A 23,884-nucleotide genomic window follows, 5' to 3' on the forward strand; every position below is an offset into this window, starting at 1 on the left:
CCCTAGATCTCCTTGACGTGGTCGAACGGCTCGAGGCAGGACGTGCAGCGGTACTGCGCCTTGCAGGCGGTCGACCCGAACTCCGAGACCAGCTCGGTGGCGCTCGAGTCGCACTGCGGGCACCGGACCTGCCGTGCGGTGGGGAGCAGCGTCAGCGGGATCGGCCCGGAGGTGGACGGGGCCGGTCCCGGTGGGGAGATCCCGGCGGCCGCGAGGGCCGCTCGCCCGGCGGGCGTGATCCAGTCGGTCGTCCAGGCCGGGTGGAGGCTGATCCGCACCTCGACCTCGTCGAAGCCGGCGCCCTCGAGCTCGCGGACCAGGTCGTCGCGCATCGCGGCCATCGCAGGGCAACCCGAGTAGGTCGGGGTGATCTCCACGACCACGTGCCCGTCGCCGACCACCTCGACGTCGCGGAGCACGCCGAGGTCGGCCAGCGTCAGCATCGGGAGCTCGGGGTCGGTGACGCGCTCCGCCGTGCGGCGGGCGCGCTCGGTCGTCGTACGACTCATCAACCTCACCACTGCCCCCTCGGGTGGGCGCGGGCCACCGACTGCATCTCTGCGAGCATCCGGCCCAGCGGTTCGCCGTGCATGCCGTCGCGGCCCGTACGGCCGAGCACGCCGGCGCGGCGGGCGACCTCGGGGCGGGGCACGTCGGCGGCGCCGAGCACCTGGTCGAGCACGCCCTCGGCGGCCTCGCGGACCGTGGCCGGGTCGACCCCGACCCCCGCGGCCGCGGCTGCCGCCTCGACGGCGTGGGTGTCGAACAGCTCGGGCCACAGCGGCCACAGCGCGTCGAGGGCCGCGACCAGCCGACGGCGTGACTCGTCGGTCCCCTGCGCGAGCGTGACGAACCAGCGCGCCGAGTAGTCGCGGTGGTAGGCCAGCTCCTTGACGCCCTTGGCCGCGACGGCGGCGAGGACGTGGTCGCGACTGGTGCGGAGGCGCTCGAAGGTCGCGAGCCGCCACGTCGAGAAGAGCAGCACCCGCACGGTCGCCTCGGCGAAGTCGCCGTTGACGAGCTCGGCCAGGCGGACGTTGCGGAACTCGTGGGCCTCGCGGAAGAACGCGAGCGCGTCCTCGGGCGGTGCCGGCGAGCCTTCGGGCAGCGCGGGCACGACCGACGCGTCGGCCTTGGCGGCACGGGCCAGCAGCAGCCGCGCCTGGCCGAGCAGGTCGAGCGCGATGTTGGACAGCGCGATGTCGTCCTCGAGGTCCGGGGCGTTGCTGGTCCACTCCGCGATCCGGTGCGACATGACCAGCGCGTCGTCACCGAGCATCAGGGCGTACGCCGCGAGCGCGGGCGCGTCGACGCCGTCGGGGATCGTGGTGTCGACGCCCGCGAGCGGGTCCTCGAAGTCGGTGCCGAAGGCCCAGTGGGCGTCGTTGACGAGCAGGCCGCTGTAGGCGCTGTCGTGCTCGTCCTCGGGTGAGGTGTGGATGTGCTCGCTCATGTCGTGGGGTGGGATCACATGTGGGGGACGTTGTCGGGGATGTCGTAGAACGTCGGGTGGCGGTAGACCTTGTCGCCGCTCGGGGCGAACATGGGGTCCTTCTCGTCGGGGCTCGACGCGGTGATGGCGTCGGCGCGCACCACCCAGATGCTCACGCCCTCGTTGCGCCGGGTGTAGACGTCGCGGGCGTGGAGCAGCGCCATCCGGTCGTCGGCCGCGTGCAGCGAGCCGACGTGGACGTGGTTGAGCCCGCGCTTGCCGCGGACGAAGACCTCGTAGAGGGGCCACTCGGGCTCGGGGGCCGGGACGTCGACCCCGGTCGGCACGCCCTCCAGGGGCACCGCCCCGTGGCCGCCCTCGGCGGAGAGGTTGCTCATGCCGACGCCTGCTTCCGTGCGTACGCGGTCGCGGCCTCGCGGACCCACGCACCCTCCTCGTGGGCGCGGCGGCGGTGGGCCATCCGCTGCGCGTTGCAGGGCCCGTTGCCCTTGACGCCCTCCATGAACTCCTCCCAGTCGGGCTGGCCGAAGTCGTGGTGGCCACGCTCCTCGTTCCACCGCAGCTCGGGGTCGGGCAGCGTCACGCCGAGCGCCTCGGCCTGCGGGACGGACATGTCGACGAACTTCTGGCGCAGCTCGTCGTTGGTGTTGCGCTTGATCCCCCACGCCATGGACTGCGCCGTGTTGGGCGAGTCGGCGTCGGGCGGGCCGAACATCATCAGCGCCGGCCACCAGAACCGGTCGACCGACTCCTGCACCATCGCGCGCTGCTCGTCGGTGCCGCGCATCATCGTGGCCAGCAGCTCGTAGCCCTGGCGCTGGTGGAAGGACTCCTCCTTGCAGACCCGGATCATCGCGCGGCCGTAGGGGCCGTAGGAGGTGCGGCACAGCGGGACCTGGTTGCAGATCGCGGCACCGTCGACCAGCCAGCCGATCGTGCCGACGTCGGCGTACGACAGCGTCGGGTAGTTGAAGATCGAGGAGTACTTCTGCCGCCCGGCGAGCAGCAGCTCGGTGAGCTCGAGCCGGGAGACGCCGAGGGTCTCGGCCGCGGAGTAGAGGTAGAGCCCGTGGCCGGCCTCGTCCTGCACCTTGGCCAGCAGGATCGCCTTGCGGCGCAGGCTCGGCGCGCGGGAGATCCAGTTGCCCTCCGGTTGCATGCCGATGATCTCGCTGTGGGCGTGCTGCGCGATCTGGCGGATCAGCGTCTTGCGATAGCCCTCCGGCATCCAGTCGCGCGGCTCGATCCGGTCGTTGCGCGCGATCGTCGCCTCGAACTGGCGCTCCAGGTCCGTCTCGGACGCTCCGGGCGCGGTCTCGGTGAGGGTCATCCGTCCTCCGCTGCGTGGGTCTTCGACCACATTTACTGACCGATCGGTCTGCTATTAGTGTGGCACCCGTCACCCTGCCACGCAAACCTCGATCCGCCCACCGTCCCGCCACTGCCGAACCCCTGGAGACCCTCGTGACCCGTCTGCTCGAGAGCTACGCCGCCGGCCGCTGGCACACCGCGTCCACCGAGGGCCACCCGCTGCTGGACGCGGCCACGGGCGAGGAGGTGGCGCGGATCTCCAGCGCCGGCCTCGACCTCGGCGCGATGGCCCACCACGCCCGTACGGTCGGCGGCCCAGCGATCCGCGAGCTGACCTTCCACGAGAGGGCGCTGCTGCTCAAGGAGCTGGCCACCCACCTCACCGGCCTCAAGGACGAGTTCTACGCGCTGTCACTGGCCACCGGCGCCACCCGGCGCGACTCGATGATCGACATCGACGGCGGCTTCGGCACCGTCTTCAGCTATTCGTCCAAGGGTCGCCGCGAGCTCCCCAACGACCACGTCGTCTGCGACGGCGACCTCGAGCAGCTCGGCCGCACCGGCGTCTTCCTCGGCCAGCACGTCCACACCTCGCGCCCCGGTGTCGCCGTCCAGATCAACGCCTTCAACTTCCCCGTCTGGGGCATGCTCGAGAAGCTCGCGCCGGCCTTCATCGCCGGCCTCCCCTCGATCGTGAAGCCGGCCAGCCAGACGGCCTACCTCACCGAGCTCGTGGTGCGCCGGATCATCGAGTCGCGCATCCTCCCCGAGGGCTCGCTGCAGCTGCTGTCCGGCTCGGCGGGCGACCTGCTCGACCACCTCGGGGTGCAGGACTCGGTGGCGTTCACCGGCTCCGCGCACACCGCCGGCATCCTGCGCCAGCACCCGTCGGTGCTGCACGGCGGCGTACGGCTCCAGGTCGAGGCCGACTCGCTCAACTGCTCCGTGCTCGGACCCGACGTCGCCGCAGGAGACCCGGAGTGGGACCTCTTCGTCAAGGGCGTGGTCACCGAGATGACCGCCAAGGCGGGCCAGAAGTGCACCGCCATCCGCCGCGTCATCGTGCCCTCGGCCGTGGCCGACGAGATGACCGACGCCATCGCGGCCAAGCTCTCGTCCATCACCGTCGGCAACCCCGACGACGAGTCGGTCCGGATGGGTCCGCTGGCCTCGCTGGCGCAGCGCGAGGAGGTCCGCAAGGCGGTCGAGGCGCTCCGCTCGTCCTGCGACGTGGTGCTCGACGAGGGCGAGGTCGACGGCGACGCCGAGCGCGGCGCCTTCATGTCGCCGGTGCTGCTGCGCGCCCGCGCCGGTGCGGTCGAGCCGCACGACGTGGAGCCCTTCGGCCCGGTCTCCACCGTGATGACGTACGACTCGCTCGAGGAGGCGGTGACCCTCGCGGCGCGCGGCAAGGGCTCGCTCGCCGGCTCGGTCATCACCCACGACCCCGAGGTGGCTCGCACCCTCGTGCTCGGCCTGGCGCCCTGGCACGGCCGCATCCTCGTCCTCGACCGCGACGACGCCCCCGAGTCCACCGGCCACGGCTCTCCCCTGCCGATGCTGGTCCACGGCGGCCCCGGCCGTGCCGGCGGCGGCGAGGAGCTCGGCGGCGTACGCGGGGTGCTGCACCACATGCAGCGCTCGGCGATCCAGGCCTCCCCCGACATGCTCACCGCGATCACCGGCCGCTGGACGCGCGGGTCGCGGCGCACGGTGACGCCCGAGCACCCGTTCCGCCACTCGCTGGCGACGCTCAGGATCGGCGACACGATCGAGTCCGAGCCGCGGGTGATCTCGCTGGAGGACATCGACCACTTCTCGGAGTTCACCGGCGACACCTTCTATGCCCACACCGACCCCGAGGCCGCCGCGCAGAACCCGCTCTTCGGCGGGATCGTGGCCCACGGCTACCTCATCGTCTCGATGGCCGCCGGCCTCTTCGTGGACCCGGCGCCCGGCCCGGTGCTCGCCAACTTCGGCGTCGACAACCTGCGCTTCCTCACGCCGGTCAAGGCCGGCGACTCGATCCGGGTGATGCTCACCGTCAAGCAGATCACGCCGCGCTCGTCGGCCGACTACGGCGAGGTGCGCTGGGACGCGCTGGTCACCAACGCCGACGACGAGCCCGTCGCGACGTACGACGTGCTGACGCTGGTGGCCAAGGAGGCCTGAGCACTAGCGTGACGCCTGTGAGCCGGTCAGCACAGCGCGTCGTCGGGATCGTCGTCCTCCTCGTCCTCGGCATGCTCAGCCTGCCGGCGGCGGCGTACGTCCTCGACGACCCCGGCACCGAGAACTGGATAGTCCCGGTCCAGCTGCTCGCGATGGCGGCCGTCGGCGCGGCTGTGACGATCGGGCTGCCGGGGATGGCCCGCGAGGGCGCGACCACCGGCAGGCGCGCGCTGACCGGGGCATGGTGGGGACTCCTGGCGGCGTTCGTCGGCGTGATCGTCTTCTGGTTCCTGCTCAACGGGTTCCGCGGCGCCTGACGCACCGCTCGCCCGGTAGGTTCGAGCCATGGCGAAGAAGTCCTGGGGCGACATGACCCCGACGCAGAAGAAGATCGTGGTCGTGACCGGGATCGCGGAGGTCGCGCTCACCGCCTGGTGCGTGAAGGACCTCCGGCAGCGTCCGGCCGAGCTGGTCCGCGGACCCAAGCTGCTGTGGGGGCCGGCACTGTCGGTGCAGCCGCTCGGGCCGATCGCCTACCTGGTGTGGGGCCGCAAGCGCTGACGCCCCGTCACTGTCCTCGGTAGGGAACCTCGCTGGTCCATCCGTCGTCGTCCCTCGTGACCGCAGCCCAGACGGCCTCGGCCACCCGGTCCGGCGTGAACGCACCCTCGCGGGACAGGGTCCCGCGGACCGTGACCGAGACGGCACGGATGCCGTCGCGGGCGAGCGTCTTGTCGAGGCTGTGCACGAGGTTGCGCACCCCTGCCTTCTGCACGCCGAGCGACGCCGCGCCCTCCCACGGCTCGTCGGCGGCCATGCTGCCCGTGACGCTCACCCGCCCGCCGGCCGACATGAAGGGACGCGCGGCCTGCACGACGGTCAGCAGCGCTCCCACGCCCAGGGCGACGTCCTCGAGCAGCTCGCCGACGGCGAGCGTGAGCGGGTCCTTCTCCCGGAACGCGCTCGGGTTGAAGTGCAGCACGTCGATCCGGCCGGTGTGCTCCCCGAAGCGGCGCACGGCGTCGCGTGCGGCCTGCTCGTCGGTGACGTCCGCGACGGCGTGGCCGACCGTCGCCCCGCGGCCCTCGAGGTCGGCGGTGAGGTCGTCGAGGACGTCCTGGTCCTGGCCGAGCAGCGCGACGTCGTAGCCCTCGTCGGCGAAGCGGCGCGCCACCGACCCGCTCACACCCGGCCCGGCACCCACCACGACGATCACTGGCTTCCTCATGGCGACTGTTCTACCGCAGGAGCCGGACGGCGGTCAGGGCTTGTGCGGGTGCTCCCCCGTCGGGTCGTCGGGGATCGCATTGGGACCCTGAGCGCCCTCGTCGACGTCACCGGACTCCTCGCTGGGCTGACCCGCCACGGAGTCGCCGGAGCTGATCGGCTCGGGTGCGTCCTGGGCCAGCTCCGAGACCTGTCCCTCGCTGTCGTCCTTGCCGCTCATGGGCTTCTCCTGGTGGTAGGCGGGTGTGGGTGTCCGGCTGGTCGTCACTCACCCCCGACACAACCAGCGCGGTCCAAGCGCGGCTCACCTCGTCGGGTGGTGGACGGTCCCGCCCGGCCACCCGGACAAGGTCGTGGACGCGGTCTCGGCCTACTGGGAGGCCGGGTTCACCGACGTGGCGCTCGTGCAGGTCGGCGACGAGGGCCAGGACCGGTTCCTCGCCGAGGCGGCCGGACCGCTGCTCGACAAGCTGCGCGCTGCCGCGCCCTGACCGGGGCCGTTCGCCGGGCGATCGGGGGCCGCTCGGCCCTGTCACCCCGCCCGTCCCCCGCGCAGGCTTGGGGTGGAGGAGTTGAACGGCCATGCGACGACGTGCAGCAGCAGGACTGGCGGTGGCTGCCCTTGCGCTCGGCAGCGCCACGACCGCCGCCGTCATGGCAGGCCAGGACGACGGCTCGTGGTGGCCCGGCCAGCACATGGGGCGCGCCGGACCGCCCGGACCGACGGGGTTCATGGGGCACATGTCGCACGCCTCGGTGGACAGCGAGCACGGGTTCCTCGTCGAGATGATCGCCCACCACGAGGAGGCGATCGACGCCGCCGGCGAGCTGGCCCGCTCGGACCGCTCCGAGATGAGGGACTTCGGGACCCGGATCATCGAGAGCCAGTCGGCCCAGGTCGAGCAGATGCAGGACTGGCTGGACGAGTGGTACGCCGACCGGCCCGACGAGGTCGACTACGACCCGATGATGCGGGACCTCGACGACCTCTCCGGCGACGAGCTCGACGAGACCTTCCTGACAGACATGATCGGCCACCACATGGCAGCGGTGATGATGTCGCAACAGCTGCTCATGCGCGACCTCGCCGACCACGCGGCCGTCGACCGTCTGGCCGAGGACATCCGCGACGAGCAGAGCCGCGAGATCGCGATGATGCGGCGCTGGTTGCGCGACTGGTTCGACGCAGGGTGGGGGATGCCCGTCAGCGCCACCCGACGTCCGGCGCCACGTCGGTGAGCACCGACTCCAGGATGTGGGAGTTGTAGTCCACCCCCAGCTGGTTGGGCACCGTCAGGAGCAGGGTGTCGGCGGCGGCGATCGCCTCGTCGTCCGCCAGCTCCTTGACCAGGATCTCCGGCTCCGCGGCGTACGTGCGGCCGAAGACCGCGCGCAGGTCCGCCTCGATCTGGCCGAACTGGTCCTGGCTCGAGCCCTCGTGGCCGAAGTAGGCCCGGTCCATGTCGGTGGTGATCGGCATGATCGACCGGCTCACCGACACGCGCGGCTCGCCCTCGTGGCCGGCCTCCTTCCACGCCTCGCGGAAGACCTCGATCTGCTTGCGCTGCTGGACGTGGAAGGGCTCGCCGGTCTCGTCGGCCTTCAGCGTCGAGCTCATCAGGTGCATGCCCTTCTCCGCCGCCCAGCGTGCGGTCGCGTCGGAGGCGGCACCCCACCAGATGCGCTCGCGCAGGCCCTCGGAGTGCGGCTCGATGCGCAGCAGGCCGGGCGGGTTGGGGAACATCGGGCGCGGGTTGGGCTGGGCGAACCCCTCGCCCTCGAGCACCTGGAGGAAGACCTCGGTGTGCCGCCGGGCCATACCGGCCTGGTCCTCGCCCTCGGCCGGGGCGTACCCGAAGTAGCGCCACCCGTCGACGACCTGCTCCGGTGATCCCCGGCTGATGCCGAGCTGCAGGCGACCGCCGGCGATCAGGTCAGCCGATCCGGCGTCCTCGGCCATGTAGAGCGGGTTCTCGTAGCGCATGTCGATCACGCCGGTGCCGATCTCGATCCGGCTGGTGCGCGCGCCGACGGCGGCGAGCAGCGGGAACGGCGACGCGAGCTGGCGGGCGAAGTGGTGGACGCGGAAGTACGCCCCGTCCGCGCCGAGCTCCTCCGCCGCGACGGCGAGGTCGATCGACTGGAGCAGGGTGTCCGACGCCGAGCGCACCTGCGAGTGCGGCGAGTCGGTCCAGTGGCCGAAGTTGAGGAACCCGATCTTCTTCATGACTGGTTCAACGCTCAACCACCGTGGTTGTTCCCGAGACCGCTCTTGACGGGAACGGCTCCGCGATGTGCAATATATTGCATGCCCGTCCCCGTCGACCACGCGCCGATCCGTACGTCGCTGCTGCGCGACACCGTCCACGACCGGCTGCGCGACGCGATCGTCGACGGCACCCTGGCGCCGGGCGAGGTGGTCCGCGACACCGAGCTGGCAGCGTGGCTCGGCGTGAGCCGTACGCCCGTGCGCGAGGCGCTGCTGCGGCTCGGGGAGAGCGGGCTGGTCAGGGCGGCCCCGGGCCGGTCCACCGTGGTCGCCGAGATCGACCTCGACGAGGTGCGGGAGGCGCACGCCGTCGTCGTCGCCATGCACCGGCTCGCGGTGTCCGAGGCGGTCGCGCGGCTCACCGACGACGACCTCGACCGGATGCGGGCGGCCAACGAGCGCTTCTCCGACGCACTGGCGTCCCGCGACACCGCCGCGGCCCTGTCGGCCGACGACGACTTCCACGCGGTCGCCGTCGAGGCGGCCGGCAACCGCGCGGTCGCGACCGTGCTCGCCCAGTTCACCCCCGTCGTACGCCGCCTCGAGCGGCGCCGGTTCGCCTCGCACGCCGCGGTTGAGTCCGTCGCGCTCCACGCCCGCCTCGTCGCGGCCTGCGCCGCCCGCGACGCCGACGCGGCGGCCGAGGTCGCCTTCCGCACCTGGCAGAACCTCGCCGACCTCATCCCCGACGCCCAGCCCGACCAGCAGGAGACCCCGTGATCCTCGACCAGTTCCCCCGCCACCCGCTCACCTTCGGGCCCTCCCCCGTCCACCACCTGCGGCGGCTCAGCGACCACCTGGCCGCCCGCGGCGGGGGCGCGCAGGTGTGGGCGAAGCGCGAGGACGTCAACAGCGGTCTCGCCTTCGGCGGCAACAAGGTCCGCAAGCTCGAGTACATCGTCCCCGACGTGCTCGCCAGCGGCGCGGACACGCTCGTGTCGATCGGCGGCTTCCAGTCCAACCACACGCGGCAGGTCGCCGCGGTCGCGGCGCACCTCGGGCTGAAGTGCCGCCTCGTGCAGGAGAAGTGGGTGCCGTGGGACGACCCGACCAACACCCAGGTCGGCAACATCCTGCTCAGCCGGATGATGGGCGCCGACTCGCGCCTGGACCCGCACGGCTTCGACATCGGCATCCGCGACTCGTGGAAGGACGCGATCCGCGAGGTGGAGGAGGCGGGCGGCACTCCGTACGCCATCCCGGCCGGCGCGAGCGAGCACCGCCTCGGCGGCCTCGGGTTCGCCAACTGGGCCTTCGAGGTCGCCGAGCAGGAGAAGGCGCTCGGCGTCACCTTCGACACCATCGTCGTCTGCACCGTCACCGGCTCCACCCACGCCGGGATGATCGCCGGGTTCGCGGCGCTCGAGGACCTCACCGGCGTACGCCGCCGCGTGCTGGGCATCGACGCCAGCGCCACGATCGAGAAGACCCGCGACCAGGTGGGCCGGATCGCGCGCCACACCGCGGAGCTCATCGAGCTCGGCCGCGACCTGCGCGACGACGAGGTCACGGTGCTCGAGGGCTGGGCAGGCGAGCTGTACGGCCTCCCGGTGGACTCGACGATGGAGGCGATGGCGCTCGGCGCGCAGCTCGAGGCGATGATCACCGACCCGGTCTACGAGGGGAAGTCGCTCGCCGGGCTCATCGACCTCGTCGAGTCCCGCGAGATCCCGGCCGACTCCCACGTGCTCTACGCCCACCTCGGCGGGCAGCCCGCGATCAACGCCTACCACTCCCTCTGGCCCGCGCAGGGGTGAGGCCGCGCTAGCGTCGGGGCGTGCTGGAGAGCCCCGTCGACGTCGCCGCCGCGCTCGCCTGGGCCGGCTCGGAGCTCGGGTCGCCGGTGGTCTCCTCCGGGACCCTCGACGGCGGGATGACCTCGACGATGCTCGCGCTGCGCCACGGCGACGGGACCGAGTCGGTGCTGCGGCTGATGACCGCCGAGCCGTGGCGCACCCACGGCGCCGAGCTCACCGCCCGCGAGCGCGACGCCCAGCTCGCGGTGGCCGCGACCCCGGTGCCGGCCCCGACCAGCCTGGCCCTCGACGCCGAGGGGGTCGTCGCCGGCGCTGCGGCCCACCTCATGTCCCGCCTGCCCGGTGCTCCGCTGCGCGAGGTCGACGACGCTGCCGTCCTGGCGATGGCCGACCTGCTGGCGACCATCCACGCCCAGCACCCGCAGCAGCCGTTCCGGACCTTCCAGTCGTGGGCGTGGCCGGCCAAGTGGGTCGTGCCGACGTGGTCGCGACACCCGGAGTCGTGGCGCCGGGCCTTCGCCGTGCTGGCCGGGCCCGCCCCGGCGTACGAGCCGACGTTCCTCCACCGCGACTTCGACCACCGCAACCTGCTCTGGTCCGACGGCGCGATCAGCGGGGTCGTCGACTGGGTGGAGACCTCGACGGGCCCGGCGTGGCTCGACGCGGCGCACGCCGCGTCCAACCTGGCGGTGATGCACGGCGCCGGACCGGCGCAGGCCCTTCTCGACGCGTACGCCGCGGTGGCCGCGGGCCCGACCGACCCGTACTGGCTCGTGATGGACGCCGTCGGCTACCTCCCGCCACCCGGGAAGGCACCGATGTTCGGCCGCGTCGAGCAGCTCGAACGGCTCGACGACTGGCTGCACCACCTCGTGGGCGGCGAGCTCCCCGCGCAAGCCTGAGGCCGCGCACGTGCGGCGGAGGTGGCCGCTCGCGAGCTCAGCCGAGCGCGAGGTCGACCGCGGCGAGCGCGTGCAGCCGCGTGGTGGCGAAGACCGGGACGTCCACGTCGTCCGGACCGACCAGCAGCTCGATCTCCGTGCAGCCGAGCACCACGCCCTCGGCCCCCGCGGCCACGAGCCGGTCGATCACGTCGACGTACGCCGCGCGCGAGGCCTCGCGGACGACGCCGTGGACCAGCTCGTCGTAGATCACCCGGTGCACCGTCTCGAGGTCCTCACCCTGCGGGACGAGCGCCTTGACGCCGCCCGCTGCCAGGCGCTCACGGACGAAGGACTGCTCCATCGTGAAGCGGGTGCCGAGCAGCGCCACGCGGGTGAGCCCGGCCGCTCGGACGGCGGCGGCCGTCACGTCGACGATGTGCACGAGCGGCACCGTGGTCGCCGCCTCGATGGCGTCGGCGACCTTGTGCATCGTGTTGGTGCACAGCACGAGGCACTCGGCACCCGCGGCCTCGAGCGCGGCGGCCTCACCGGCGAGCAGGTCCCCTGCGGCGGCCCACTCCCCCGCGGCCTGCATCGCCTCGACCTCGGCGAAGTCCACCGACGACATCACGACGCGGGCCGAGTGGTAGCCACCGAGGCGTTCGCGCACGGCCTCGTTGACCACCGCGTAGTAGAGCGCCGAGCTCTCCCAGCTCATCCCGCCGAGCAGGCCGATCTTCCGCATCGCGTGCGCCATGGTGGCCATTGAACAGGCCCGGGAACAGGCCCGGGGACAGGCCCGGGCGTCGGCGGTCCGGTCTAGCGTGGTCGCATGGCCACGACGCCCCTCGCCGCCTCCGACGGGTTCCGCGTGTTCCCCGCGACGCACGCGCGCTTCGACGACGTACGCACGATGGTCGGCCCGAAGAACCCGGCCTCGAGCGTGTGCTGGTGCCTGAGCCACCGCATTCCCGCCAAGCAGAACCGGGAGCTCACCGGGCCGGATCGCGGGGCCTACGTCGAGGCGCTGACGCGCAGGCGCACCAAGCCGGGCGTGCTCGCCTACGACGGCGACGAGGTGGTGGGCTGGGCGGCGGTGGCGCCGCGGGCCGACCTGCCGTTCGCGCGCTCGACGAAGATCCCGCACGTCGACGACCAGCCCGCCTGGTCGGTGTGGTGCATCCGGGTCCGCCCCGGCCACCGTGGCCGCGGGATCTCGCACGTGCTGCTGGCGGGGGCGGTCGCCTACGCCGACGGGCGCGGCGCTCCCGTGGTCGAGGGCTATCCCGTGGACAACCACGGCGAGAAGGTCGACCTGACGATGGCCTACGTCGGCACCCGCAAGCTGTTCGAGGACGCCGGCTTCACCCTGGCCGCGCGGACCGACGCGACCTCGGCGGGGTTCCCCCGTGTGGTCATGCGCAGGTCGACCTAGGCTGGGGCCCGTGACCAGGACCTGGTGGGCTGCGGCTGCCCTGCTGGCGATCTTCGCCATGCACGGGCTGGCCACGCATGCCAGCGCCGCCGGGCCGGCCGCACTCCCGGCGCCCGCCGCGCAGGGGACCGCCGCGACCCATGCCGCCCACGGCGCACACGCGGCGCACTCGCCTGCCGCGGTCGACGAGGAGCTCGCGGAGGCTGCCACGTGGTCCGCCACGAGCCACGGGGACGACCACCAGGCGATGCAGGTGCTCGGCCTCTGCCTGGCCGTGCTCGCCACTGCGGCGATCGCCCTGCTCGGGGTCGCCCGCACCCGGCCCGGACTGGTGGCGCTGCTCCCGCGGGCCACGGGCCCACGGACGCCTCCGGCCGCAGCGCGCCACGACCTCGGACCACCCGACCTGCACTCCTTGTCCATCCTCCGCTGCTGAGCCGCGCCCGCGCCCGGCACCGCCGGGCCACGCGCCCCACCACACCAGCACGGACACCCGACAAGGAGACACCCATGTCCGCACGCACTGCTGCACGCGCGCGCCGCACCACCGCGGCCGCCCTCTTCCTGACCCTCGCCACGGCCACTCTCGCGGCCTGCGGCGACGACGCCTCGGGCGACGCACCCGCCGCCGAGCGCACCGCCGCGAACGGCGACGTCCACAACGACGCCGACGTCGAGTTCGCCACCGAGATGATCCCGCACCACGCCGACGCCCTCGTCATGGTCGACATGACCCAGGGTCGCGACCTGTCCCCCGACTTGGCCCGGCTCACCGAGGACATCCGTGCCGCCCAGGCGCCGGAGATCGAGACGATGGTCGACTGGCTCACCGCGTGGGGCGAGGAGGTCCCCGAGACCTCCCGCGACCACGTGAACAGCCACATGGGCTCGCACGGGGACGACGAGGGCGACGGGGGCGACGACGGCGGGATGGGGATGGACGGGATGGGGATGGATCCCGAGGACCTGGCCATGCTCGAGGACGCCAACGGCAGCAGCTTCGAGACGATGTGGCTGCAGATGATGATCGAGCACCACGAGGGTGCCATCGAGATGGCCGAGGCCGAGCAGGAGGACGGCCTGTTCGCCGATGCCATCGCGCTCGCGGAGTCGATCGAGGCCAGCCAGACGGCCGAGATCGAGCTGATGGAGGACATGCTCGAGCAGTGACGGCGCACGTGGCGCCCGGGGTGGCATCACCGCGGGCGCCGGCTGCACCAGGGTCGGCGTACGCGGTCTCAGCCCTCGACGCACGCCGGCGCGCCTGGATGCTGCGGGAGTCCGCCGGGAGATGGGCCGCCCCACCCGGCGCCCCTCGGATCAGGGTCGCGGGCGCGCCGACAGCCGGACGACCTTGTGCCAGGCGCTGGCGACCTGCCGCCACAGCGGCGCGGTGTTGTAGGCCAGCCCGTGGCGCTCGAAGAGCTGGCGGACGGGACCGGCGATCTCGCGGTAGCGGTTGCTCGGCAGGTCCGGGAAGAGGTGGTGCTCGATCTGGTGCGAGAGGTTGCCGCACAGCACGTGGAGCAGGGGCGGGCCGGAGATGTCGGCCGAGCCCAGCATCTGGCGCACGTACCAACGACCACGCGTCTCGTGCTCGTCGAGCTCGGGCACCTCGAACGTCTCCACTCCCTCGGGGAAGTGACCGCACATGATGACCGAGTGGCTCCACACGTTGCGGGCCAGGTTGGCGACCAGGTTGGCGGTGAGGGTGGTGCGGCCCGAGCCGGTGGGCGTCGACAGCAGCGGGTGCAGGACGTAGTCGCGCAGCGCGTTGCGCGCGGCCCGCCGCGCCGTCGTGAGCAGCTCGCCCCGCTGCTCCGGCGTCAGCTCCGTGCCCTGCCTCAGCGTCTCGCCGAGGTCGAGGTCGTACGTCGCGATGCCGTACTCGAAGAAGATCGCGTTGAGCAGGTTGAGCAGGGGCTGCAGGCGGTGGCGCGGGTGCCACTCCTGCGCCTCGTCGACCCGCAGGATGCCGTAGCCGAGGTCGTTGTCCATGCCGAGCACGTTGGTGTTCACGTGGTGGCGGTCGTTGTGCGCGCGCTTCCACTGGCTCGGGGCCGAGGCGTAGTCCCAGTCCCAGGTCGAGGAGTGGATCCGCGGGTCGCGCATCCAGTCCCACTGTCCGTGCAGCACGTTGTGCCCGATCTCCATGTTGTCGAGCACCTTCGACAGGGCGAGCGAGGTCGTGCCCAGCCACCAGGCGGTGCGGCTGCGGCTGCCGAGCAGAACCACCCGACCGGCCACCTCCAGGCAGCGCTGGGCGGCGATGACCCGGCGGACGTACGCCGCGTCGCGAGCGCCGCGATCGGCCAGGACGTCCTCGCGCAGGGCGTCGAGGGCGCGCCCGATCTCGTCCACCTCGGCGTCGGTGAGGTCTGCGTACGACCGCTGGACGGGTGCGTGCTGGAGGAAGGCGGCCATCGCATCCAGTTCCCCGGACGGCGTCCGGACATGCGTTTCGCGGAGATTCCCAGAGGGTAGGAGCGCTCCCGCTGGGCCGGAGCCGTGGCGCACGTCACCGTCTGAGCCGGCGCGGAACGGGTACCGGACGGCACCACGTGTCGAGAACCTGACGAGAGGACCCCCGTGAACCCCATCCGCACGGCCACCGGACTCATCCAGCTCCCCGCGCACGCCGCAGCGGCCGCCATGGGGACTGCAGCAGGCGTCGCGACCACGAGCGCGCGCACGACGGCGCGCGTCATCGGATGGGCCGCCCGCCGGGTGGCCGGCACGCCTCCGCAGCAGTCCTCCTGGGCGCCCGGGGCGACCGCGCGGACGACGGACTCGCCGGTCGGGCACGCGCCGGGCCAGCACGTTGCGGCCGGGCACGTTGCGGCCGCGCGCGAGGTCGTGGAGCCCGCGACGCCTACGACCGCGCAGCAGACCGTCGCCGAGGCGCCCGCGAAGAAGGCCCCTGCCAAGAAGGCCACCGCGAAGAGGGCCGCTGCAAAGAAGGCCCCTGCCACGAAGGCCGCCGCGAAGAAGGCCCCCTCTCGCAAGGCCCCCGCGAAGAAGGCCCCCTCTCGCAAGGCCGCCGTGGTGGCACCGGCCCTCGGACTGAGCGAGGCCGAGGCCGAGGCCGTCCTGCGCACCCCCTCCGGGACCTCGGCGGCGGGCGGCGGGACGAACCCCGGCACCGCGACGGACCTCCAGCCGGGCACCGAGCCGCTGCTGGACACCGCCACCGCGAAGGCCGTCAAGAGCGAGTCCGACGTGCTGCGCCGGGCTGCCGACACCGACAAGGGCTGACGGACGCCGGCTGGGGTCGCCCCCTGGTCGCCAACTCACCAGTTGGCCCGCCAACCCGTCAGTTGGCGGCCCCCCGACGCCGGCCCGCACGACCTATCCTCGGACCATGCAGCACCGGATCTTCACCACGAGCGTCGCCTCGGTCTATCCCCACTACGTGGCGAAGGCCGAGCGCAAGGGCCGGACGAAGGCCGAGGTGGACCAGGTCATCGAGTGGCTGACCGGGTTCGACGACGCCACGCTGCACCGGCACCTCGACGAGGAGACGACGTTCGCGGACTTCTTCGCGGCGGCGACGCTCAACCCCCACGTCGACCAGATCACGGGCTCGGTGTGCGGGGTGAAGGTGCAGGAGGTCGAGGACCCGCTCATGCGGCAGATCCGTTACCTCGACAAGCTCGTCGACGAGCTCGCCAAGGGCCGGCCGATGGAGAAGGTGCTGCGGACCTGAACGTTCGGACGCGCCATCGTGGGTACCGGGGTGCATGACCGACCTCCCTGACATGGCGACCGCCCCCCGCCGACGCTGGCGACAGCGGACCGTCCGCGGCGACGGAGTGGACCTCGCGGTGCACGAGGTCGGCGATCCGGATGCGGTGCCGGTGGTCCTGGTCCACGGATGGCCCGACACGCACCGGGTGTGGCTGCCCGTGGCACGCCTGCTCGCCGACGACCTGCGAGTCGTCCTCTACGACACCCGCGGGATGGGTCTCTCGCCGACGCGTGCCCCGGACGCCTCCTTCGCCGTCGCGCACCTCGCCGCCGACCTCATGGCCGTGCTCGACGACGTCAGCCCCGACCGGCCCGTCCACCTGGTCGGTCACGACTGGGGCTCGGTGCAGGGCTGGGAAGCCGTCTGCGAGCCGGGCGCCGAGGAGCGGATCGCTTCCTTCACGTCCCTCAGCGGCCCCAGTCTCGACCACGTCGCGGCGTGGGTGCGTCGTACGCTCCGGCGTCCGTCACCGGCCGGCGTCGCCGGTCTCGTGGGCCAGGCCTTGTCGTCGTCCTACGTGCCGTTCCTAGCCTCCCCGTTCGCTCCCCCGGTCGTCCGCCTCGCGGTCGGCCCCGACGCCGCGTCCGGGCTGCGCTACTACCGGGGCAACCGCGTCTCGCCCCACCGCCTGCGCGAGCGGCGCACATCCGTGCCGGTCCTCCAGCTCGCCCTCACCCACGACCCGGCCGTCCGGGAGGCCGCCCTCGCCGCGAGCGACCCGTGGTGCGACGACCTCCGTCGCGTGCCCCTCGCCGCCGGGCACTGGGCTCCGACGACCCGCCCCGAGGCGGTCGCCGCCCAGGTGCGCGCCCACGTCGCCGAGGTCGAGGGGCTCACTCCTCGCCGCGCTGGCGGCGCAGCCAGCTGATCGGGTCGCCGTCGTCGACGTCGACGCCGTGCTGTCGCAGCAGGTGCCGGGCGAGCTGACGGCGCGCGGCGGCGTACGTGACGACGTGGGCGAACACGCTGCCCATCACGAAGCTCTCCGGCGGGTCGCACAGCGCGTCGACCAGCCGGTCCTCCCACGCCCCGCGGGCGTCCAGGTCGCGGACCGTGCCGAGCCAGCGGGGCGCCACCACGTCGTGACGTGCCAGCAGGCTCGCGGGGTCGCGCTCGCCGGCGGCCGGGAAGTCCGCGCCCTCGATCGCGGCCAGCCAGATCTCCTTCGTCGCGACCAGGTGCTCCAGGAGCTGCGCGAGCGACTCGTCGGGCCCGTCGAAGCAGAGGACCTGCAGGCCCGGCAGCCGCGGGGACTCGTACGCCTCGTGCGGCACTCCCTTGGCGAGGTCGAGGAGGTGCCTGGTGTCGTCGAGGTCGTGGCGGACGAGGTGCTCGGTGATCGGGTTCATGGCCTGCTCCGTGGACTGGACCCACAGCGACGTGGGCGGGTGGAAGTGGATGCCGTTGGGCGCCGGGAGCCATTGGCCCGTGCCCGGCGTGCTCGGTGGGTGCCCGAACGCGCGGGCGTACGCCCGACCGAAGCCCTCCACGGACTCGTAGCCGGCCTCGAAGGCCGCGTCGGTGACGCTCGACCCGCGCGAGATCTGCCACGCCGCCCGCTCCAGCATCACCCGACGTCGCATCGCCACGGGCGGCTCCCCGGCGTCCCGGCGCAGGCGCCGGTTGAAGTGGAAGGGCGAGGAGTACGCCCCGCCGGCCATGTCGGCGAGGGTCGCGTGGTCCTCGTCCAGCACCGCGTCGAGCAGCTCGCGGAGCCTGTCACGTCCTGACGCGCCCATGGCCCCAGTCTGGGGCACCGCGGGCTCGGTCGCCTGACCGGAATTGCTGTGTGCGCCTGCGCGCCCGGCCCCCTACTCCCCGAGGCCGGACGGGTGGTCGGTCTCGGAGGAGATCCGCTCGAGCGCCGCGAGCAGCCGGTCCCCGGCGTGCAGGGCGCGCTCGGCGAGCATGCGGACCGACGGGCTGGCACCGACGACCAGCTCCGTACGAGCGGCCGCGATCGAGGCGTGCGCATGCGCGGTGAGGCGCTCGACGAGCGCGCGGTCCAGCGCCGCACCCGTCAGGCGGGCGAGGTCGGCGACCTCACGGGCGCGCACGTAGGACGGACCCGGCCGACCCTGCGCGTGCAGGATGTCCGCGATCGCCGAGAGCTGGGCCGCGTGCACGCCGCGGGCCTCGCGGACCAGGACCCGGACGTCGGGACGAGGACTGCGGGCAGCACCCGCCTCGCAGGCGGCCATGATCGGACCGAGGGCAGCGGCGGCCTCCTCGAGGTACTGCTGGTCGGCGGCGTTGCCGTCCGGGCGTACGCCGAGACGCGGTCGTGCCGCGACACCCGGGGCGCCTGCTGGTTGCGCGATGATCATCTGGTTCTCCCTGCTCGTGATGGTGTGGCCGGCTGGGCCGGCGGGAGCGCCACCAGCTCCTCCAGCTCCTGGATGACCGCCCACGGGGTCGGCGGCGCCGGGGCGCGGAGTGCCTCGAGGAGGCTGTCGACCGAGTCGGCGACCGTGAAGTCCCGACCGGCCCGCCGCCGGTCGGCGAGCGGTACGGGGCCCTGGTCGCGGGCAGCCAGGATCCCCTGGGCGAGCGCCTCGGCGTCGTCGGGCCGCACCAGCACCAGCGCCCCGCAGTCGGTCTCCGGGAGCCCGCCGTCGTGGGATGCGACGACCCGGCACCCGGCGTGCTGGGCCTCGATGGACACGATCCCGAAGGTCTCGTGCCAGTACTGGCTGTTGGAGGGCATCACGACGACGTCGTGCTCGGCCAGGAGCGAGGCCATGCCGGCCGGGGTGCGCCGCGCCGGCACGAGGTCGATCCCGGGGTGCGTGCGCAGCATCCGCTCGATGATCGCGCCCTGCGGCTTGTCGGCCCCGGCGGACGTGGCGGTGAAGGTGACGGAGCCGGGGTCGAAGAGATCGGTGTGCAGCATCGACAACAGCGTGTAGATGCCCTTCTCGGGCGTCAGCCGTCCGGCGTACAGCACGCGGGTGATGTCCGGCCTCGCCTGGGCACGGGGCTGGCGGGCGAAGGCGCTCTCGGCGAACGGGTAGACGACCCGGATGGTGTCGAGGCTGACGTCGAGGAACTCCGCCCACAGCGCCGCCGCGTAACGGCTGGTCGCGATGAGCGTACGGTTGCGCGTCCCCGCGAGCACCGATGCCTGCCGGTGCTCGCGCAGCGGCGGCGGCACGTGGAGGATCTGGTAGGCCGGGTGCATCGTCACCACCGGCGGGGCCTCGCTGACGAAGATCAACGTGTCGTCGAGGGTCGCGAGGGCGTCGAGGTCGGCGACGCAGTGGAACGGGACGTCGTCGAACTCCTCGCGTCCGTCAGCCGTCCCGAGCCCGACGGTGACGACCCGGGCGGGGATGGCGCGGCGGTTGAGCTCCCGGACCTGCCCGACCGTGAAGTTCTCCGAACCGCCCGTGCCCGCGGGCAGGCGCTCTCCCGGGGACCAGACGAACGAGATCACCTGGTGCCGACGGCGAAGGGCGTGCCCGTGCAGGGAAGGGACGTCGTGCTGAGCGGCGAGAACATCTCGCTACCGCCTGTCGTTGCTGCCTGCGCCAGTGCCCGTGCGCCCGGAGAGCCCGCGGCGTGGACCTTGCGCTGGCAGTCCACTTCGACAGTAGCACTGCAGCAGCACGGGGGCGGCGGGCGAGAGGGGCGCGAGACGGGCACCACGGCGCCGATCCACGGGACGTTCGGCTCTGTGTGGCGGTCCCGAGCCTACCTAGCGTGGTCATGAGAGAGGAGACGACGGAGGAGGGGACATGGACCGCAGGACGAAGGTCCTCCTGGCGCTGCTGCTGTTCAACGGCGTGAGCGCCGTGGGAGGCGGTCTCGCCCTGATGACCGACTGGATCCCCGAACAGACGTCGTGGGTCCGGGACACCGACTTCGCCAGCAACTACTTCCCGGGCGTGATCCTGATGGCCGTGGTCGGCGGCAGCTCCATGGTCGCCGCCGTGGCGCTGGCCAAGCGCGCCGACGGCTGGCAGCTCGCCGGCATCGTCGCCGGGACCGTCATGGTGATCTGGATCGTCGGCGAGGTCGCCTCCATCCGCGCCTTCCACCCGCTGCAGGTGATCTACCTCGTGACCGGTGTCCTCGTCGTGGCGGCGACACCGCGCCGGCACGAGGCGGCCTCGCCGGCGCCAGTGGCCGCGCCCGACGCCAGGTCGACCCGATGACCCGCCGGACCCGGCTCCTCTGCGCGTCGGTCGCCGTGCTGGTGGTGGTCGCCGCGGTCCCCACGTTCGTCGTGGACGGGATCCTCAACGGTCCGCCGGTGATGAACGGTTCGGCGCGCGGCACCGCGCTCGTCATGGTCGCGCTGGCGCTCCCCGTGCTCGTCCTCGGGATGGTCACGTCGGCTCGCGGCACGCCCCTGGGTGCTGCCGCGCTGCTCGGGGCGCTCGCCTACCTCACCTACAACGCCACCCTGCTCGTGTACGCCACGCCGTTCAACGAGCTGTTCCTGGTCTACGTCGCCCTCCTGGGGCTGTCGTTCTGGGCGCTGGTCAGCGCGCTGCTCGACCCCCGCCTGCCGCTCCTCGCTGACGGGCTCCCCGCGCGCGGCATCGCGGCGTTCATCCTGGTCGTCGTGGGCCTCAACGCGCTCGCGTGGCTGCGCCTCGTCGTGCCCGACCTCGGCGAGGACCCGCCCGGGTTCCTGGCCGGGACCGGGCTGACCACCAACCCGATCCACGTGCAGGACCTCGCGTTCTGGCTGCCCGCCATGGCGATCGTGGCGGTGCTGCTCTGGCAGCGGCGCCCGTCCGGCGTGTTCCTCGCCGGCCCGGGCCTCGTCTTCTGGGTCATCGAGTCGGTCGGCGTCGCCGTCGACCAGTGGTTCGGCCACCGCGCCGATCCGGGCTCCGACGTGGCCACGACGGCCGGCGTCGTCCTGTTCGTCGTTCTCGCCGCAGCGACGGCCGTACCCCTGGCCCTCTGGCTGCGCACGGTCGCCGGGCGTACGCGCCACCCGGGCGGCCCACCAGCACGTCCCGCAGCACGCACTCCACAAGGAAGTGACCGACCATGACCACCACCCCCACCCCTACTCCTGTCCCGACTCCTGACCCCTTCCCGACGGCCTACCCCGTCCACGTCGATGCGGACCTGGACCCCGGTCTGAGCCGCGGCCTGTGGCTGGTGAAGTGGCTGCTGGCCATCCGCCACTACGTCGTGCTGGCCTTCCTGTGGCTCGCCTTCGCCGTCACCAGCGTCATCGCGTTCTTCGCCATCCTGTTCACCGCGCACTACCCGCGGGCGTTGTTCGACTTCAACGTCGGGGTCATGCGGTGGAGCTGGCGCGTCGCCTACTACGCCTACGGCGCGCTCGGCACCGACCGCTACCCGCCCTTCACCCTGGCCGACGTCCCGGACTATCCCGCACACCTCGAGGTCGACTACCCCGAGCGCCTCTCCCGGGGGCTGGTGCTGGTGAAGTGGTGGCTGCTGGCCATCCCTCACTACCTGGTCGTCGGACTGTTCATCGGCGGCCTGGGCTACGGCGTCCGGGGAGCCGACGAGGAGCCGCTCCTCAGCATCAGCCTCATCGGGCTGCTCGTGCTGGTCGCCGGTGTGGTCCTCCTGTTCACCGGTCGCTATCCCCAGCCGGTCTTCGACGTCGTGCTCGGCCTGAACCGGTGGGTGCTGCGCGTCGCGGCGTACGTCGCGCTGATGACGGACCGCTATCCGCCGTTCAGCCTCGACCAGGGCGGCCACGAACCCCCGGTCGCCGGTGCGCCGCCGGTCATCGCTCCCCCGTCGAGCCCGTCCGCGGTGTCGCACGGGGCACCCGCACCTCCCCCGCACCCCGTGTCCCGCAGCGGCTGGACGACCGGCCGGGTGGTCGCCCTCGTGCTCGGCTCGCTGCTGGTGGTCGGCGCGGTCAGCAGCGCGGGCGCCGCCGTCACCCTGGTCGCCGCCGACCAGCTGTCGCGGGACGACGACGGGTTCCTGACGAGCCCCCGCGAACGACTCACCACGGACGGCTTCGCGATCACGTCGGAGGACGCCCACCTCCGGACCGACGAGGACCTCGAACGGCTGCCCGACGCCGTGATCGGGGACGTACGCCTGTCCGCCGAGGGCACCGGCGGCGAGGTGTTCGTCGGCATCGGACCCGCTGCCGACGTACGGACCTACCTCGCAGACGTGCAGCACGACACGCTGGTCGAGGTACGGGACGGAGACCCGGTCTACCGCTCGACGTCGGGTGGAGCCCCGGCGACGCCGCCGACCGAGCAGACCTTCTGGGCCGCCGAGGCGACCGGCTCAGCGCCGACCGTCACCTGGGCCCTCGCCGAGGGCGACTGGTCCGCCGTGGTGATGAACGCCGACGGATCCGCCGCGATCGAGGTCGACGTCGCGGCAGGTGCAGAGGTCCCGGTGCTGGCGACCGTGATCGCGGTGCTGTTCGTCATCGCGGCGCTCCTGCTCCTGCTGGGGGCAGTGCTCGTCGCCGTTCCGGTCCGTGCCGTCACCCGGAGGAGCACCTGAGGACCCCGACCGGCTCGACCGGCGCCCGGTCTCAGGCCTGGTCTCAGGCCTGGGCCAGGCGCTCGGCGAGACGCGTCAGGTCCTTCGTCATCGCCCCCTTCATCGCCCTCCGCATCACGGGCGCCGCGACCTTGGCGAAACCGCTGGGGGTGCCGCGGTTGCGGAGGCTCATCTCGGTGCCGGCCGGGTCCTCGCTCCACGTGTAGGTCGTCTCCATCGGGAACGGGCCGTCGGCGGTCCGCATCACCAGCCGCTCGCCCGGCACGATCTCGACCACCTCGTACGTGTAGGCGAGCCGCCTGCCGAGGAACCTGGCCTCGAAGTCCATCCGTGACCCGACCGCGACCGGCGGCGGCGTCCGCCAGCGCACAGAGTCGATGTTGGCGTACCAGTCGGGTGCGTTGGTCGGATCGCCCGCGTAGGTGGCCACGACCTCGCGCGGGAAGGGCAGCACGGCTCGCACCTCGACGTCGACGTCCATAGCACCAGTATCCGGGCGACCCCACCTGCGCCTGGGCGAGGCCGGCCCACGAGGGGTCGAAGGACTCTGTGCCGCGGCTCGTGCACGGCCGAGGATGGAGGTGTCCGGGCTCGAGCTGCACGTGCGCCTGACGGTGGACGCCGAGTCCGGTCGAGAGACAGAGCAACAGGACCGGAAAGAGGTGTGAGTGATGAGTCTGATCAAGAGGGAACGTCCCTCGGGTTGGCCCCTGGAGACGATGTGGAGCCAGGACCTGGTCGACACGGCGTTCGGCGACATGTTCCGCAACTTCTTCGGCACCGAGGGCATGCTCGACCGCGTCCAGGGGACGCACGTCATGCGTCTGGAGGAGTACCTCGAGGACGACACGTGCGTGATCCGCGCGGAGCTGCCCGGGATCGACCCGGAGAAGGACGTCGACATCAGCGTCGCCGACGGCATCCTTCACCTGCGTGCCGAGCGGGAGGAGCACAAGGAGGAGAAGCAGGCGGACGGATACCGCAGCGAGTTCCACTACGGCCGACTGGCGCGCAGCATCCGGCTGCCCCAGGGAGCGTCGGTGGACGACGTGACGGCGTCGTACAAGAACGGGATCCTCGAGGTCCGGGTCCCGGCCCCCAAGGCCGCGGCCACCGCGCAGGCGACGAAGATCCCGATCGCGCGCGGCTGACAT

At 72.6% G+C, this 23,884-nt stretch carries 31 protein-coding genes; 18 read left to right on the forward strand and 13 right to left on the reverse strand.

Features of this window, described 5'->3' with window-relative positions; all coding sequences use genetic code 11:
• Nucleotides 1–2: 2 nt before the first annotated feature.
• From paaD to paaA, 4 genes are read right to left on the reverse strand one after another with little or no spacing between them, the layout of a single operon-like run.
• Complete coding sequence (gene paaD / locus IEZ24_RS19260; protein ID WP_129456683.1) at nt 3–509, reverse strand: 1,2-phenylacetyl-CoA epoxidase subunit PaaD; 507 nt, start codon at nt 507–509, stop codon at nt 3–5.
• A gap of 5 nt (nt 510–514) precedes the next feature.
• A complete protein-coding gene (gene paaC / locus IEZ24_RS19265) occupies nt 515–1,453 on the reverse strand; it encodes a 1,2-phenylacetyl-CoA epoxidase subunit PaaC (protein ID WP_129456684.1) in 939 nt (312 codons plus the stop codon).
• Between the two features lie 14 nt (nt 1,454–1,467).
• Nucleotides 1,468–1,830: a 1,2-phenylacetyl-CoA epoxidase subunit PaaB gene (gene paaB / locus IEZ24_RS19270; protein ID WP_129456685.1), complete on the reverse strand. Its 363-nt coding sequence runs from the start codon at nt 1,828–1,830 to the stop codon at nt 1,468–1,470.
• Nucleotides 1,827–2,783, reverse strand: a complete 957-nt coding sequence (gene paaA / locus IEZ24_RS19275) for a 1,2-phenylacetyl-CoA epoxidase subunit PaaA (RefSeq protein WP_129456686.1) — start codon at nt 2,781–2,783, stop codon at nt 1,827–1,829. Before paaA ends, paaB begins: the two co-directional genes overlap by 4 nt.
• Nucleotides 2,784–2,917: 134 nt before the next feature.
• On the opposite strand from paaA, the gene paaZ reads away from it, so the two are divergent.
• Genes paaZ through IEZ24_RS19290 form a run of 3 tightly spaced genes read left to right on the forward strand, consistent with a single transcriptional unit; the run spans nt 2,918 to nt 5,497 of the window.
• Entirely contained in the window at nt 2,918–4,936 is a 2,019-nt protein-coding gene (gene paaZ, locus IEZ24_RS19280; RefSeq protein WP_129456687.1) for a phenylacetic acid degradation bifunctional protein PaaZ, read from the forward strand.
• A gap of 17 nt (nt 4,937–4,953) precedes the next feature.
• Complete coding sequence (locus IEZ24_RS19285) at nt 4,954–5,253, forward strand: hypothetical protein (protein WP_129456688.1); 300 nt, start codon at nt 4,954–4,956, stop codon at nt 5,251–5,253.
• A gap of 28 nt (nt 5,254–5,281) precedes the next feature.
• Nucleotides 5,282–5,497 carry a PLDc N-terminal domain-containing protein gene (locus IEZ24_RS19290; protein WP_129456689.1) on the forward strand — a complete coding sequence of 72 codons (216 nt, stop codon included), beginning with the start codon at nt 5,282–5,284 and terminating at the stop codon, nt 5,495–5,497.
• Between the two features lie 7 nt (nt 5,498–5,504).
• Here the strand turns inward: IEZ24_RS19290 and IEZ24_RS19295 are convergent, their stop codons facing one another.
• The gene (locus IEZ24_RS19295) at nt 5,505–6,164 is read right to left on the reverse strand and encodes an SDR family oxidoreductase (RefSeq protein WP_129456690.1); all 660 of its coding nucleotides are present in this window, start codon (nt 6,162–6,164) and stop codon (nt 5,505–5,507) included.
• A 33-nt stretch (nt 6,165–6,197) separates the two neighbouring features.
• Nucleotides 6,198–6,383, reverse strand: coding sequence for a hypothetical protein (locus IEZ24_RS19300; RefSeq protein ID WP_129456691.1), 186 nt, complete (start codon nt 6,381–6,383; stop codon nt 6,198–6,200).
• A 133-nt stretch (nt 6,384–6,516) separates the two neighbouring features.
• Between IEZ24_RS19300 and IEZ24_RS19305 the strand changes: the two genes are divergently transcribed.
• Complete coding sequence (locus IEZ24_RS19305) at nt 6,517–6,654, forward strand: hypothetical protein (RefSeq protein ID WP_224745575.1); 138 nt, start codon at nt 6,517–6,519, stop codon at nt 6,652–6,654.
• Nucleotides 6,655–6,745: 91 nt separating this feature from the next.
• Nucleotides 6,746–7,402, forward strand: a complete 657-nt coding sequence (locus tag IEZ24_RS19310) for a DUF305 domain-containing protein (RefSeq protein ID WP_129456692.1) — start codon at nt 6,746–6,748, stop codon at nt 7,400–7,402.
• On the opposite strand, the gene IEZ24_RS19315 is transcribed toward IEZ24_RS19310, so the two are convergent.
• Entirely contained in the window at nt 7,368–8,390 is a 1,023-nt protein-coding gene (locus IEZ24_RS19315; protein WP_129456693.1) for an LLM class flavin-dependent oxidoreductase, read from the reverse strand. The two genes, IEZ24_RS19310 and IEZ24_RS19315, sit on opposite strands and share 35 nt — an antisense overlap.
• Nucleotides 8,391–8,471: 81 nt before the next feature.
• Here IEZ24_RS19315 and IEZ24_RS19320 point away from each other — a divergent pair, with 81 nt between their 5' ends.
• The 3 genes from IEZ24_RS19320 to IEZ24_RS19330 are packed head-to-tail and all read left to right on the forward strand — an operon-like array spanning nt 8,472 to nt 11,091.
• On the forward strand, nt 8,472–9,152 hold the full coding sequence (locus IEZ24_RS19320) for a GntR family transcriptional regulator (RefSeq protein ID WP_129456694.1): 681 nt from the start codon (nt 8,472–8,474) through the stop codon (nt 9,150–9,152).
• Nucleotides 9,149–10,189 (forward strand): 1-aminocyclopropane-1-carboxylate deaminase, encoded by a 1,041-nt coding sequence (locus tag IEZ24_RS19325; RefSeq protein ID WP_129456695.1) that lies wholly within the window; start codon nt 9,149–9,151, stop codon nt 10,187–10,189. The genes IEZ24_RS19320 and IEZ24_RS19325 overlap by 4 nt, the downstream gene beginning before the upstream one ends.
• A gap of 20 nt (nt 10,190–10,209) precedes the next feature.
• Nucleotides 10,210–11,091, forward strand: a complete 882-nt coding sequence (locus tag IEZ24_RS19330) for a phosphotransferase family protein (RefSeq protein ID WP_129456696.1) — start codon at nt 10,210–10,212, stop codon at nt 11,089–11,091.
• A gap of 37 nt (nt 11,092–11,128) precedes the next feature.
• Here the strand turns inward: IEZ24_RS19330 and IEZ24_RS19335 are convergent, their stop codons facing one another.
• Nucleotides 11,129–11,830 carry an aspartate/glutamate racemase family protein gene (locus tag IEZ24_RS19335; RefSeq protein ID WP_224745576.1) on the reverse strand — a complete coding sequence of 234 codons (702 nt, stop codon included), beginning with the start codon at nt 11,828–11,830 and terminating at the stop codon, nt 11,129–11,131.
• Between the two features lie 75 nt (nt 11,831–11,905).
• Here IEZ24_RS19335 and IEZ24_RS19340 point away from each other — a divergent pair, with 75 nt between their 5' ends.
• The 3 genes from IEZ24_RS19340 (at nt 11,906) to IEZ24_RS19350 (ending at nt 13,678) form a co-directional block, all read left to right on the forward strand.
• The gene (locus IEZ24_RS19340) at nt 11,906–12,508 is read left to right on the forward strand and encodes a GNAT family N-acetyltransferase (protein WP_129456697.1); all 603 of its coding nucleotides are present in this window, start codon (nt 11,906–11,908) and stop codon (nt 12,506–12,508) included.
• Nucleotides 12,509–12,518: 10 nt separating this feature from the next.
• Entirely contained in the window at nt 12,519–12,944 is a 426-nt protein-coding gene (locus IEZ24_RS19345; protein WP_165356195.1) for a DUF6153 family protein, read from the forward strand.
• 74 nt (nt 12,945–13,018) lie between these two features.
• On the forward strand, nt 13,019–13,678 hold the full coding sequence (locus tag IEZ24_RS19350; protein WP_129456699.1) for a DUF305 domain-containing protein: 660 nt from the start codon (nt 13,019–13,021) through the stop codon (nt 13,676–13,678).
• A 150-nt stretch (nt 13,679–13,828) separates the two neighbouring features.
• Here IEZ24_RS19350 and IEZ24_RS19355 read toward each other — a convergent pair whose 3' ends face one another.
• Nucleotides 13,829–14,932 (reverse strand): fatty acid desaturase family protein, encoded by a 1,104-nt coding sequence (locus tag IEZ24_RS19355; RefSeq protein ID WP_129456700.1) that lies wholly within the window; start codon nt 14,930–14,932, stop codon nt 13,829–13,831.
• Between the two features lie 165 nt (nt 14,933–15,097).
• On the opposite strand from IEZ24_RS19355, the gene IEZ24_RS19360 reads away from it, so the two are divergent.
• The 3 genes from IEZ24_RS19360 (at nt 15,098) to IEZ24_RS19370 (ending at nt 17,124) form a co-directional block, all read left to right on the forward strand.
• Nucleotides 15,098–15,763: a hypothetical protein gene (locus IEZ24_RS19360; RefSeq protein WP_129456701.1), complete on the forward strand. Its 666-nt coding sequence runs from the start codon at nt 15,098–15,100 to the stop codon at nt 15,761–15,763.
• 106 nt (nt 15,764–15,869) lie between these two features.
• The gene (locus IEZ24_RS19365) at nt 15,870–16,214 is read left to right on the forward strand and encodes a DUF2200 domain-containing protein (protein WP_129456702.1); all 345 of its coding nucleotides are present in this window, start codon (nt 15,870–15,872) and stop codon (nt 16,212–16,214) included.
• A 34-nt stretch (nt 16,215–16,248) separates the two neighbouring features.
• Nucleotides 16,249–17,124, forward strand: coding sequence for an alpha/beta fold hydrolase (locus IEZ24_RS19370; RefSeq protein ID WP_129456703.1), 876 nt, complete (start codon nt 16,249–16,251; stop codon nt 17,122–17,124).
• On the opposite strand, the gene IEZ24_RS19375 is transcribed toward IEZ24_RS19370, so the two are convergent.
• The 3 genes from IEZ24_RS19375 to IEZ24_RS19385 all read right to left on the reverse strand — a co-directional run bounded on the left by IEZ24_RS19375 (nt 17,090) and on the right by IEZ24_RS19385 (nt 19,692).
• Complete coding sequence (locus tag IEZ24_RS19375) at nt 17,090–17,995, reverse strand: helix-turn-helix domain-containing protein (protein WP_129456704.1); 906 nt, start codon at nt 17,993–17,995, stop codon at nt 17,090–17,092. The genes IEZ24_RS19370 and IEZ24_RS19375 overlap by 35 nt on opposite strands.
• Nucleotides 17,996–18,067: 72 nt before the next feature.
• The gene (locus IEZ24_RS19380; RefSeq protein ID WP_129456705.1) at nt 18,068–18,583 is read right to left on the reverse strand and encodes a hypothetical protein; all 516 of its coding nucleotides are present in this window, start codon (nt 18,581–18,583) and stop codon (nt 18,068–18,070) included.
• A complete protein-coding gene (locus IEZ24_RS19385; protein WP_129456706.1) occupies nt 18,580–19,692 on the reverse strand; it encodes a glycosyltransferase family 4 protein in 1,113 nt (370 codons plus the stop codon). Before IEZ24_RS19385 ends, IEZ24_RS19380 begins: the two co-directional genes overlap by 4 nt.
• A gap of 301 nt (nt 19,693–19,993) precedes the next feature.
• Between IEZ24_RS19385 and IEZ24_RS19390 the strand changes: the two genes are divergently transcribed.
• Genes IEZ24_RS19390 through IEZ24_RS19400 form a run of 3 tightly spaced genes read left to right on the forward strand, consistent with a single transcriptional unit; the run spans nt 19,994 to nt 22,730 of the window.
• Entirely contained in the window at nt 19,994–20,413 is a 420-nt protein-coding gene (locus IEZ24_RS19390) for a hypothetical protein (RefSeq protein WP_129456707.1), read from the forward strand.
• Complete coding sequence (locus IEZ24_RS19395) at nt 20,410–21,267, forward strand: hypothetical protein (RefSeq protein ID WP_129456708.1); 858 nt, start codon at nt 20,410–20,412, stop codon at nt 21,265–21,267. Before IEZ24_RS19390 ends, IEZ24_RS19395 begins: the two co-directional genes overlap by 4 nt.
• Nucleotides 21,264–22,730: a DUF4389 domain-containing protein gene (locus tag IEZ24_RS19400; RefSeq protein ID WP_129456709.1), complete on the forward strand. Its 1,467-nt coding sequence runs from the start codon at nt 21,264–21,266 to the stop codon at nt 22,728–22,730. The genes IEZ24_RS19395 and IEZ24_RS19400 overlap by 4 nt, the downstream gene beginning before the upstream one ends.
• 43 nt (nt 22,731–22,773) lie before the next feature.
• On the opposite strand, the gene IEZ24_RS19405 is transcribed toward IEZ24_RS19400, so the two are convergent.
• Nucleotides 22,774–23,211 carry an SRPBCC family protein gene (locus tag IEZ24_RS19405; RefSeq protein ID WP_129456710.1) on the reverse strand — a complete coding sequence of 146 codons (438 nt, stop codon included), beginning with the start codon at nt 23,209–23,211 and terminating at the stop codon, nt 22,774–22,776.
• Nucleotides 23,212–23,401: 190 nt separating this feature from the next.
• On the opposite strand from IEZ24_RS19405, the gene IEZ24_RS19410 reads away from it, so the two are divergent.
• Nucleotides 23,402–23,881 (forward strand): Hsp20/alpha crystallin family protein, encoded by a 480-nt coding sequence (locus IEZ24_RS19410; protein WP_207206920.1) that lies wholly within the window; start codon nt 23,402–23,404, stop codon nt 23,879–23,881.
• Nucleotides 23,882–23,884: the final 3 nt, after the last annotated feature.

The sequence above is a fragment of the Nocardioides ganghwensis genome, from assembly GCF_014779655.1.
GTDB lineage: Bacteria > Actinomycetota > Actinomycetes > Propionibacteriales > Nocardioidaceae > Nocardioides > Nocardioides ganghwensis.